Genomic DNA, 11615 nt, shown 5'->3' with positions numbered 1-11615 from the left:
CTCATGTCCAAGAGACATGGGTTTTTCTTTATGTAGTTGGATGCCAAAAATTTAGACTTATGAAAATAATTGTATGGAAATTTGATTTACACGCAGAGAAATTCTGGTGTATAGCGTCAAATATAAGTAGACGTTAGAAAAAAAGAAAGTTCCGTTAGGTACAATGGATGAAATGAGAGACAATAACCGTTTAAAGGATGGTGAATGAGTTGGGTTTCAAAATACGTAAAAACACGGTGCAGTCCGTCTGGATGATGTGGGAAAAAGCTTTTGCGTTGCTTTCACATTTTCGCGGATCGCATAAGTCACGCTTTGGAATATGTACCGTGATGCTAAAAAAGCACCGGGGACAGCCTATTGTATGCCAAGACGCCACGGTCATCAATCAGGGAGAGTGGGTGGGAGAACTCCACCTCGACAATGAAAGAATCCTGAAGTTGATCCGGTCCGAAGGATCGGATCGTGCCGCACTGCAAACGGCTCGCATGCTGCGCAAATCAATGCACCAAATCAATGAAGCCTTCGAATCGCAGTCCGAGTTCAGGCAGGTCAAGGCTTTATTGGGGATTACACTGCTCCATCGGGGATTAACACACGGTCTTGGTTTTGAACAACAAAATATAAAGTCCGGCGTTTTCGAACGCATCACCACCATCTATCTTCGATTGCTGCTGTCTGCCATGCATCCGGAAGGGAGACAAAGAATCAATCGGCGAACAGAGCAACTGGTCCCGATGTTACTGATCCATTCACGCGCCTCACTGAAAAATCGATTCTCACCCGGACAGAACTACTCTGGATAGGACTTAGGCTTGTTATAAGGAGGTGTAATCATACTTACATATCTGATAGGAGGAATACTATGTGCCGCTACTCTTTACATGTTTATTCCAAGTTTGATTACGCGAGTGAGCGGCTTTGGTGTCTTTCGCAAAGGAACGGTAAAAAAACAGGTGGCATTCACTTTTGATGATGGGCCACATCCGAAATATACGCCGGAATTGCTGGATTTATTGAAGTTACATCAAGTGAAGGCTACTTTTTTCGTGCTTGGATCGCGAGCGGAGCAGTATCCAGATCTGATCAGAAGAATGGATCGGGAAGGCCATCAGATTGGCATCCATAATTATTGCCATACATCTAACTGGCTGATGCTGCCCAGTACTGTTAGGCGAGAACATCTGGACCGCTCCGCTGATATTATAGAGTCTATTGTCGGAATCAGACCCAATCATTACCGTCCACCCTGGGGATTAATCAATCTATTTGATTTCTTTCGGCACAAGCAGTATCGAATTGTTTTATGGTCCCTGAAGGCGGGCGACTGGAACATCCGGGCCTGTCAAACCCGGATGCAGGCCATTCTATTAGGTGGAATCACCGATGGCTCCGTTGTTTTACTTCACGACAGCGGTGAGACTGCGGGCGCGGACCGGCATGCTCCTTATTTTATGCTGCAAGCTCTAGAAGAAGTGCTAAACCAACTGCAGGCAAGAAACCTGCAATTTGTTCGGCTTGACGAAATGTCTTGACGTTGCTATTTAGACTTAAATTGTTTGCGGAAGCAGAGCGGCGAGATGCCCATTATTAATTTGAAGGTTCGTCCAAAATGGGAGGTGTTATCAAACCCAACCATTCCCGCAATTTCAGTAACATTAAACGAAGAGCCAACCAGCAAATCACGCGCTTTTTTGATGCGGATATTATTGATATATTCAATGAAGCTGAACCCGGTGGATTCTTTAAAAGTTCGGCAAAGGTAGGAGGAGCTTATGTCGAATTGCCGTGAAATCTCACAGAGCTTAAGCGGTTCCATATAATGTTGATTTACATAATTAACGATGTCCAGGACTTTCTTATGTGTACGATTGGATTCCACAAATGAAGCTGTGCGGCTGTCAAATAGTTTACGATTAAGATAGAGGAGCAGCTCCACCAATAATATTTGTTGGTACTGTTCATATCCGCGGGCTTGCTTCTTCCCCTCCTGGATCATTTTCTGAAAAAGCTGTTCGATGAAATATTGATCCATCCCGGTCATCTTCAAAGCGCGGTAATCACTTTTGAACAATTCGAGCAGTTCCTCACATTGACTGCCGGTGCAGAAATGCTGCAGGAATTCTTTTTTAAACAGGAGTGTTACCCGCTCATACATATTGCAGCCTGAATTGACCAGTTTGTGCATTTCGTGAATATCCATAAATAGCAGCGTTCCGCCCGCAACCTGATAGGTTCTGTCCCCTATAAAATAATAAAAATCCCCGGATATTAAATACAGAATCTCATATGCATCATGATAGTGTCTTGCAGGCATGCTGGTGTATACCTGTTTCTTGCGGCTGATGTCAAAAAGAGTAGACTCATAAAATACCGGCTTCATTCAGCACCTCCTAAGAGGATTGTAGACTTAATCTATGGTTTGTAGCAACATATGTATAAAAATTAATAAATACAAGAAAATACGTGCTGTTTGGACAAACTTTTTGAGATAAGCTTGAACTGAATTACCAAGTGTTGGTAAAAGGAGGGCTGTCATGCTCAGATAGGTTAGGGATAAGGTTCACTGCCACTAAAAGTTAAAGCGCTTAAACTATTCAATTAAAGGAGAGATTGCGGTGCTAAATTCAACGAAGAGTAAGGTTTCCAAGAAAATGAAATTTTCATTGTTGATCGTGCTCAGTTTTTCAATGATTTTTTCTTATGGCTGTCTGTCCAAAACATCTCAACAGAAAAGTTATGCGGCAGGGAACCCTGATTCTAATTTTTCACCGGCAACACTTCAATTCTTGCGTGACAACACAGGACTGGATGGTGAGCAGTGGAACAATATTATGATGCTTGTCAACAAACCGGAGCAGGACGATCTGAACTGGATCGATTTTTACGGATATTGTGAAGATATTGATGATGACCGCGGGTATACGATTGGAATATTTGGTGCAACTACAGGCGGCTCAAATGATACCGGTCCTGACGGTCCGGATCTGTTCAAGGCATATGACGCTGCTAAAGGCGCGAGTAATCCTTCGGTTAAAGGTGCATTGGCCCGGATCGGTGTTAAGGGTTCGATGAAAGGGAAGATCCTCGAGATCAATGAAAGCGAAGAGAGCTTCTGTAGAAAAATCGGCAATTTGCAAGATGATCCCGAGTGGAGAGAGGCTATGTGGAAAACGTTCTACAATATCTATATTAAATACAGTGTGGAGCAGGCCCGCAAACGCGGTTTTAACTCGGCATTAACTATTGGTTCCTTCGTGGATGCAGCGCTGAACCATGGAGCTACCGGCGGCTCCGAGACCCTTCAAGGGCTTTTGGGTAAATCCGGAAGTAGCACTGATGAGAAGACTTTCATGACCAAATTTTATAAAGAACGGACCAAGATTGTGGATACTAATGAGTACAACTCTCCGCCTAACGGCAAGAACCGTGTGAAGCAGTGGAGTAATTTGCTGAACATGGGAGAGACAGACCTGAAAGGTGCAGATTCGGCAATTCTTCAAGTCACCGACTGGGAACTCCAATAACAGGAATGTAAGGGCAGTAGAACCACCGTTCTTCTCGGTGACTGCGGTTCGATGATAAGTGAGATTAAGGAAGAGGGAGATGGGCTGAATGGATAACAACCAATCTTATCTCAAAAATAGATTTTACAAGGTAATCAGTCTAATGGTTATAGGTTTGCTGCTTGCCATGGAGTTGACCGGGTTTGTCTCAGCAGGAAGAGAGGGAAATGAGGAAGATCTTGCAAGCGAAGCAACTGCAGTTCAGGAAACGATTGCCCAGTGGATTTTTAAAGACAAAGGCGAGAACGGTGTATTTCCGGCTACAGGCGGGGTATATCAGACGGCTTCATCCATTCGTGATGTAGGAACTAATACGAATGCGTACACCTATGAGTCAGGTGAGAACAGCGTACGCAACCAGGGGTGGCATGAAGGAACGGGCCTGAAATACTGGCTTGCCACGCTTTCTACCAAAGGTTTCGAAGGTATCTTCCTCTCTTCACAGCAAACTTCTTCAAGTACAGGACCCAGGGATTTTAAGGTGCAATACAGTATAGATCAACAGGAATGGACAGATGTTACGGGCGGCAACCTTGTTTTAGCCCAGAACAATTTTAATTGTTCCAATAATTCCTGCAAATTAACTAACCTCGCTTTGCCTGCGGGAACAAACAATCAAGATGTACTCTATATCCGCTGGGTGGTAAACTCTGCGAAAAGTGTAAGCGGGGGAACGGTGTCCAGCTCAGGCTCAAGCAGAATCAAAGATGTGATAATTAAAGGAACACGCAGCAGCGGCGAACCTGGGGACACTCCCACACTTGAGGTAAGCAAAACTCCCGCTTCAGGGGCTGCAGATGTTTCCCTTAACGCAGAGATCACAGTGAAGTTTAACAAAGCGATCAGTCTCGACAGTGGTTATCAAGTTGTAATCACGGAAAACAATCTCCCTCTTAATAACATTTCTGCTTCGCTCCTCGGTCAAGACACAGTCAGAGTCAGCCACCCTAATTTTACTGCCGGCAAAACTTACAACGTGACCGTCCCTAAAGAGCTTGTTAAGGGGACTGCGGATGGCCGGACACCTGAGAACGATATTACCTGGAGCTTTAAGACAAAGTCTCCGGATACCGGCATCAAAACACCAACGCTGCTGAACATGACTTTTAACGGGGACCCAAAGACAAGTATCGCCTTTGACTGGTATACAGCCGAAACCGTCAGAGGTACAGTAGTGCAAGTAGTGGAGGCCTCCAATGCGGGAGGAAGCGAGTTTCCGGAACAACTGGCAGCTTCTTATGAGGGCAGCTCAACAGTTATTGAAACCTTAATGACATCAGGAGACAGAAGTTCTAAAAAGTATAAAAAGTTCGCCAGCCACAAGGTTATTGCAAGCGGTCTTAAGCCTGGAACCCAATATATCTACCGGGCCGGTAACGGTGATGCGGACGGCTGGAGCGAGGCGGGTTCTTTTACCACGGACAAGGCGGATAATCAGGATTTCCATTTCCTCTATGTAACCGACACCCAAGGCTCAAGTAAATCGAATTTTGATCTGTGGCAGGATACTTTTAAGAGAGCTATTGAGAAAACGGTAGATCCCAAGTTTGTTCTTCTTACAGGGGATCTAACGGATGACGGTGATCTGGAGCAGCTGTGGCAGTGGTTCTTGGGTGTGCCGAAAAAGGAATTTGCCAATGTGCCATTTGCACCGATTATCGGCAACCATGAGATAGAAGATTATCCGAATAACAACTTCTATAACCATTTTAATCTTCCAAAAGATGTCGGGACGGGTGCTCATGACGGTTCGGTATATGCTTTCGAATACGGCGATGCCCTGTTTATGCAGATCAATTCCCAGTACGAAGGGGAGGTCAAGCCATACAAAGCGGATATTCAGTTCACCAAACAATTGGAATGGATGCGGAATCAGGTGGCAAAGACCGATAAAAAGTGGAAATTCGTCTCGATGCATAAGGGAGCGTATTCTTCAGGGGATAATGCTTCGGCAGAAAGCGACCGGGTAGAATTTTACCGGAAATATCTGATTCCTGTATTTGATGAGCTGGGTGTGGATATGGTTTTTGAAGGTCATGACCATATGTATATGAGGTCTTTTCAAATGCTGAACAACGTTCCGATTAAGAATGTCATTACCGATGAGCAAGGAAATGTGCTGAATCCCAAAGGGACCGTATATCTAATGGGCAACTCGGCAGCTTCGAAATTCTATGCTATTAATCCAGATGCAGACACTTTTTTTGCAGCAAAAAACGATCAGCCCAACAAGAAAATGTTCGTGGATGTTTCCATTACAAGCGACGTGCTGAAATTCACATCCTACACAGCAGTTAAAGATAAACCCCTTGCCGTCTATGATGCTTACAGTATTAAACGGACTGATGTCAAACCCGGCATTGTCCAAAATCCAAGCGCAGTAAGACAGTCAGGGAACCGTGCAGTTCTTTCTTGGAAAGCGCCAGCAAATAGTTCTGAGCCGGTGCGAGGTTACCGGATTTACGAGAAAAATGATAAAGTCAGCACAAACTGGAGCGTGTATGTACCGACGGTAAGCGGTCAGACGAGTTACAGCTATACATTAAACGGCATAGATTCTGCTAAAGCCTACAATTTCGTTATTAAAGCAGTGGGGACAAGAAATAACTCGCTTCCAGCAGAGGCAGGAATACAATGAAAGGATAGAGGAAGCGTTGACGGAGCTTAGGCATCCGTTAACGCCTTTTTTTAGTTGTTGAAGCTGTCCATTCCTCCTACGGTAACTCCTCAGAAAGATAGCCTCACTTTTTACCAGATCATGATTCATTGCGCATTGGCGTGACTTTTGTTCCTTTTAACGGCATAACCTCTGCATTGGTACCTTCAAAATATAACGGCAGTCCTTCTGCCAGGATAGTCAAGAGGGTTTGGGTTGGGTCCTACGAAACCTAGAATGGGGATGATAAATTTAAGTGCCATCCATTCATAGACACCAGGTAAGCCGTGAATCAAAAATACGCAGATCCATGACAGTAAAGCTGCAGCCAAAATTGTACTACCTAAATACCCGAATGCTTGAATTATTCTTTTCATATTCGCACCTAACGTATAAGAAAGTGTCTAATAGTTAGAAGAATATAACTGTAAAAATCACTTCAATTGCTAACATATCCGAGGCTCGATACGGTTATTTGGATAATACCACCATAGGGAAATCTGAAAAACAAACATTTGTACAACTGTATTTGTCTTGTACCGTTCTTTGAAGTTAGTAATAAACTATATCAATCTCAGAAAAGGAGTTGATTTAGTTGGCTAACAGTGATATACGTCTTACTCTTTGGTCGGGTACTAATTTTACCAATCGTCGGATTCGATTCAGACGTGGAGGAGTTGCGGTTCGTGATCTTGGAGCGTTTCGGTTTAACAACGTTCTCTCGAGTTTCCGTCTCAGAAATGTTGTGGAAAGCTCTCAAGTAACGCTTGTGCTTTTTTCGCGAATTAACTTTCAGGGATCGTTCCGTGTGTTCCGTGGCAGCCAAAACGTAGCGAACTTGAATAATTTTAACTTTAACAATGTCACATCTTCGTTGATATTGGTAGGACGTATCCTTACAAGCTCCGAAATTTCCCAAATTCAAAGTACCGGTAGAGCGCCTCGAGATGTCCTCGTAATAAGACAATAATAATGCAAAGGGGGCCCCTAGGGCGCCCCTTTTTTACAAATATCAGTAGCACAGGTCAAGACAAAATATGCATAGAATTTAATATAAAATAAGAGAATAGGTGCTGCTCCCGCAAACAATCCTCCTTTAAACTAGTAACGTACTTAACAAAATCTGCTAGAGGAGGATTCAAATGCGCAAAAAGGTTATCGGGAGAATTTGCAGTACAGTTATGATTTGCAGTCTGCTTGCAGCAGGCAACGGAACGACCTACGCCGATGGCGCCAATAACTCTGATGCTCCTACCAACAAATCGGTCAAAAACGTAATCCTGTTTATTACGGATGGGATGAGCTTATCCGATGTGAACTTGGCCAGATGGTATCAGGGAGGGCAGGCGCTTGCGATGGATAAGTATTTCAGCGGGCTGGTGAGAACATATTCTACGGATTCACTGACCACAGATTCCGCTGCGGGAGCTACGGCTTATGCTACAGGCCATAAGGTTAAGAGTGAGACGGTATCCATACTTCCAGACCGAATAACGATGCCTTTCATAAGCGCAGTTAAGCCAGAGGACGTGAACAAACCTCTGCCTACCCTTATGGATGCAGCGAGAATGGCAGGGAAAAGTACAGGAACGGTATTCACTTGTGAATTAACGGATGCGACGCCGGCTACATTTTTAAGTCATGCATACACGCGTGACAATGCGCAGTCTATTGCAGAACAGATGGTCTATAGTGGTGTAGATGTTCTACTTGGGGGTGGTTCCGGGTATTTGGTACCCGGCAAAGAAGACATTAACCGCAAGGACGGAGAAGATTTAACCAAAGTTCTGAAATCAAATGGGTATGAATACGTAACGGATAAAGCAGGGTTAATGAATTCTAAAACGAATAAAATCTGGGGTCTCTTCAACCCCGAAGCACTGGATGCTGATTTTGACCTGAACCCGCAAAAGCAACCGAGCCTTGCTGAAATGACCAAAGTAGCGATAGAGAAGTTGTCGCAGAACGAGAACGGTTTTATTCTGATGGTCGAAGCAAGCCAGATTGACTGGTATGGTCATGATAACGATCCAGTGGGTATTATGAGTGAGACCTTAGCGTTTGATAAAGCCTTTAAAGCCGCTGTTGACTTTGCAGAAAAAGATGGCAATACAGCAGTCTTATCGGTTTCGGATCATGCTACCGGCGGACTCAATATGACGAACTATGATTCTACCAAAGACCTAATCTCCGTGCTGAAGAAAGCGAAGCATACCAGTTATTACATTGAAGGCAGTATTAATGAGAGCAATTTCAAAAAGGTCCTTGCAGATCATTATGGACTTAGTGATCTAACCAAAGAAGAAGCAGATCAAGTCAGATTGGGAATGCAGGATAACCTTTCGCCGGTCATCGGTAAAATTTTGGGGGATAAAATAGGTGTAACCTTCTCTACGGATGATCACACATCGGAAGAAGTTGGCTTATTCGCGTACCATCCGGCTAATTTTAAACCGACTGATTTCGTGAACAGCGGTGTAATCCAGAATACGGATGTGAATAAGTATATTCAAGAAGTGACCGGACTCAATCTGGCGCAGCTTCAGGATACACTGTACGTATCCAGTGATAAATTCAAGGCCAAAGGAGCTACGATTACCCTAGATAAGACCGATAAGAATAATCCGGTGGTTGTAGTGAAAAAAGCAGGCCAAGTTCTCAAGCTGCCTATAGATAAAAATATCGCCATACAGGATGGCAAAACAACGAAACTAAATGTGCTGACGGTAATGATTAAAGATAAAGTGTGGATTTCGCAGGATGCTTTGGACTTGATTCTCTGATTCTTAATGTTCATGTTGTGATCTGTCGGCTAAAAGTTAAAGCGCTTAAACTTGAGAACCCCTTTTTATAAGGGGTTTTTGGGTTGGAAAAATAAATTCCGACTTGCATTAAGAGGAGGAAAGTGAAGTTTTTATCGTTTTGTTGCAGGCTTTTTTCCATAGGTCATCAAGCGCCAAAGCTTTTCTAAGGGTCCCATGGAAAAGAACTTGAACCAGATGGTACTAAAAATGATTTGAATAAAATAAATCAGAACGGCGATGTAGAGAATATCTTTCGGTGAAACGACTTCGAGACCTATCATTGAAATGATTGCCGTCCCTATAATGCTTTGTGCTACATAATTTGTAAACGCCATTTGACCCACCCGTGATATGGGTTTCAGGAATTTCACCATTTGTTTATTTTCTAATAGTAGAAATAATGTTGTTAAGTAGAACAAAGTGGTTGGGAGAGATCCTAAGCCCGTAACTGAATCTACATTGCTGCTCCCACTTTGAGAAGCGTTCCAAATCCATAGTGAAAAACCAATGAACAACAGAAATGATACCATTTGAATTCCTCTAATTGGTTTAGACAATTCTTGTATGTGTGTCAGCCAACCTGACTTTGCGGTTAAAAAACCAGCTAAAAACATAATAAAGATTTGTATAGCGTCATTAGAAAAAATATCAAGGATAGATGATATAACCCCTAGAGTGGGTAGAAATATTTTTGCCACCAAGGAAATGATGTAAATGGATGTCATACCTATCAGCCATTTTTTAAGTGTAGAAACCGTTGAGTGATAAAAAGGGATCAGAAACAATCCGATAATGGCGTATGCGGGCAGAATGGTTCCCCAAAAGATAAATACATGAATGATTCCCAGCAGCAAAAGGATTAGTAAACGTCTAGCCATACGCCATCTGGGTTTATCTCCCCGGCTTTCGGCTCTTGAGGCGAAAATGTATAGACCTACACCAAATAGAAAGGAAAAAATAGAAAAGAACTTTTTTTGTACGAAGATGATTATCAAGCTATGGATGATTCCATTAATGCCACTATAGTCTGGTAAGGGATCTCCTTCCATAATAACTTTAAAGGCTCCAACATTTATAAGCAGAATGCCGAAAAGAGCAAGTCCGCGAATGATGTCGAGTGAAATGATTCTTTCTTTTTGCGAAATGGAGGGATTCATTAATAGTGCTCCTTTGAAAATATTTTTATTTGCTTAGGAGTTAGTATAAGTTGCGAACCTTACATTAAATTGATGCCAACATTACAGGATCCTTAAATTTGATAAAATGTTCCAACTCCAGTTGAATTAGAATCAGTTTTATGGTTAATATGAATACTAAATCATTTTGGGGTGTGAACTAGAAATGTCAGCATATACTCAACCGATCTTTGTGGCAGCGATCTTTTTTGTGGTTTTAGCATTTGCCTTATTTATCCCATGGCTCATTTATACCTATAGAAAATATAATTACCTTCCCTTTTCTACCACGTTAATTTCGTCTTCGTTTATCTTTTACTTTCTAGCAGCGTTATTTTTAGTATTGTTGCCGTTGCCGGAAATACGTAATACTTGTTCTCTTCAAAAACCGGGCACACAACATTATTCACTTATGCCATTTCAATTTATAGTGGGCACCTTTGGCAATAGTGGCATCGTGTTATCACAGCCAGCTACTTATAGACTGTTATTTAGCCAACCCTCATTCTATCAAGCTTTTTTTAATTTCTTGCTATTATTACCTTTTGGTGTTTATCTGCGTTACTTTTTTCATGATAAAAAATATTGGAAGAAAGCTCTAGGCTTCACGTTCCTATTAACTTTATTTTATGAGATAACACAGGTAACCGGTATTTACGGGATTTATAATTGCCCTTATCGTATTTTTGATGTGGATGATTTATTGTTAAATACTTCTGGCGGAGTACTGGGGTTCTTTATTGCTCCAGCCGTGTTGGCGTTATTCCCATCAAAAAAGAAAATTAAGGAGAAAGCAGAAAGATTATTAGCTCTTGATGAAGTAAGAGGGATGTCTGTGTTACTGGCTGTTATTATTGATCTATTTATCAGCAACCTAGTAGTTAAAGTTGTGTTGAGTATGACCAACGTTAATATGGTTAGTGAATTTATTGCGAGCACAATTACACTTTCTGTAACCTTTTTTATTATTCCGATAATTTGGAATGGATCGACAATCGGTACGAAAATAATGCGTTATCGCTATGACAGTAAAATAAGTCGAGTGGAAACTAACAAGCGATTATTTAAACGCTTTGGTGCCATTTACGCGATGTACTTCATAACAGTCATTGCGAATATTTTGAATAATGTGGAACTATCAATGGATTCTCCATTTTATAAGGCATCTATATTCTTAACGCTAGGTGCTGGATTGACCTCCATTATTTTAACGATCGTGTTGTTCATCCATATTGTCTTAGTCGTGTTTGGCAAACAAAAACGCCGCTTTTACTTTGATGAAGCTTCTGATTTATATACAACCAGAAAAAAATGAATGCTATTCAATAGCAAAGGGATACTCCGTAGTCTTAAATGGCTACAGGGTATCCCTTTTTTTGTAGATTTAAGCTTGTTGTAAGGTTGGCATGAATTTGCT

8 protein-coding genes are annotated in these 11615 nt (G+C 42.2%); 6 read left to right on the top strand and 2 right to left on the bottom strand.

Annotation, left to right across the window (positions count from 1 at the left end; translation table 11 throughout):
• The first annotated feature begins 197 nt into the window (after window positions 1-197).
• Both NSQ50_RS19100 and NSQ50_RS19095 read left to right on the top strand, forming a co-directional pair.
• Complete coding sequence (locus NSQ50_RS19100) at window positions 198-803, top strand: YkoP family protein (RefSeq protein WP_036688755.1); 606 nt, start codon at window positions 198-200, stop codon at window positions 801-803.
• A gap of 78 nt (window positions 804-881) precedes the next feature.
• Entirely contained in the window at window positions 882-1532 is a 651-nt protein-coding gene (locus tag NSQ50_RS19095) for a polysaccharide deacetylase family protein (protein WP_235219567.1), read from the top strand.
• Window positions 1533-1537: 5 nt separating this feature from the next.
• Here NSQ50_RS19095 and NSQ50_RS19090 read toward each other — a convergent pair whose 3' ends face one another.
• Window positions 1538-2380: an AraC family transcriptional regulator gene (locus NSQ50_RS19090; protein ID WP_036688751.1), complete on the bottom strand. Its 843-nt coding sequence runs from the start codon at window positions 2378-2380 to the stop codon at window positions 1538-1540.
• 235 nt (window positions 2381-2615) lie between these two features.
• On the opposite strand from NSQ50_RS19090, the gene NSQ50_RS19085 reads away from it, so the two are divergent.
• The 3 genes from NSQ50_RS19085 to NSQ50_RS19075 all read left to right on the top strand — a co-directional run bounded on the left by NSQ50_RS19085 (window position 2616) and on the right by NSQ50_RS19075 (window position 9002).
• On the top strand, window positions 2616-3524 hold the full coding sequence (locus tag NSQ50_RS19085; protein ID WP_235219566.1) for a chitosanase: 909 nt from the start codon (window positions 2616-2618) through the stop codon (window positions 3522-3524).
• Window positions 3525-3612: 88 nt separating this feature from the next.
• On the top strand, window positions 3613-6201 hold the full coding sequence (locus tag NSQ50_RS19080; protein WP_036688748.1) for a metallophosphoesterase: 2589 nt from the start codon (window positions 3613-3615) through the stop codon (window positions 6199-6201).
• Window positions 6202-7361: 1160 nt separating this feature from the next.
• Entirely contained in the window at window positions 7362-9002 is a 1641-nt protein-coding gene (locus tag NSQ50_RS19075) for an alkaline phosphatase (protein ID WP_036688747.1), read from the top strand.
• 131 nt (window positions 9003-9133) lie between these two features.
• Here NSQ50_RS19075 and NSQ50_RS19070 read toward each other — a convergent pair whose 3' ends face one another.
• The gene (locus NSQ50_RS19070; protein WP_036688745.1) at window positions 9134-10180 is read right to left on the bottom strand and encodes a DUF418 domain-containing protein; all 1047 of its coding nucleotides are present in this window, start codon (window positions 10178-10180) and stop codon (window positions 9134-9136) included.
• A gap of 184 nt (window positions 10181-10364) precedes the next feature.
• Here NSQ50_RS19070 and NSQ50_RS19065 point away from each other — a divergent pair, with 184 nt between their 5' ends.
• Window positions 10365-11513, top strand: coding sequence for a VanZ family protein (locus tag NSQ50_RS19065; RefSeq protein WP_036688743.1), 1149 nt, complete (start codon window positions 10365-10367; stop codon window positions 11511-11513).
• Window positions 11514-11615 lie beyond the last annotated feature (102 nt).

It is taken from the genome of Paenibacillus sp. FSL R10-2788, assembly GCF_038003885.1.
Lineage (GTDB): Bacteria > Bacillota > Bacilli > Paenibacillales > Paenibacillaceae > Paenibacillus_AQ > Paenibacillus_AQ odorifer.
Note: the sequence above shows the minus strand (reverse complement) of the source record. Positions and strands in the feature narration are given on the sequence as shown.

Excerpts from the sequence above, each read along its gene's own strand:
- NSQ50_RS19100 (WP_036688755.1), top strand. The coding sequence starts at position 198 with ATGGTGAATGAGTTGGGTTTCAAAATACGTAAAAACACGGTGCAGTCC.
- NSQ50_RS19095 (WP_235219567.1), top strand. The coding sequence starts at position 882 with ATGTTTATTCCAAGTTTGATTACGCGAGTGAGCGGCTTTGGTGTCTTT.
- NSQ50_RS19090 (WP_036688751.1), bottom strand. The coding sequence starts at position 2,380 with ATGAAGCCGGTATTTTATGAGTCTACTCTTTTTGACATCAGCCGCAAG.
- NSQ50_RS19080 (WP_036688748.1), top strand. The coding sequence starts at position 3,613 with ATGGATAACAACCAATCTTATCTCAAAAATAGATTTTACAAGGTAATC.
- NSQ50_RS19075 (WP_036688747.1), top strand. The coding sequence starts at position 7,362 with ATGCGCAAAAAGGTTATCGGGAGAATTTGCAGTACAGTTATGATTTGC.
- NSQ50_RS19070 (WP_036688745.1), bottom strand. The coding sequence starts at position 10,180 with ATGAATCCCTCCATTTCGCAAAAAGAAAGAATCATTTCACTCGACATC.
- NSQ50_RS19065 (WP_036688743.1), top strand. The coding sequence starts at position 10,365 with ATGTCAGCATATACTCAACCGATCTTTGTGGCAGCGATCTTTTTTGTG.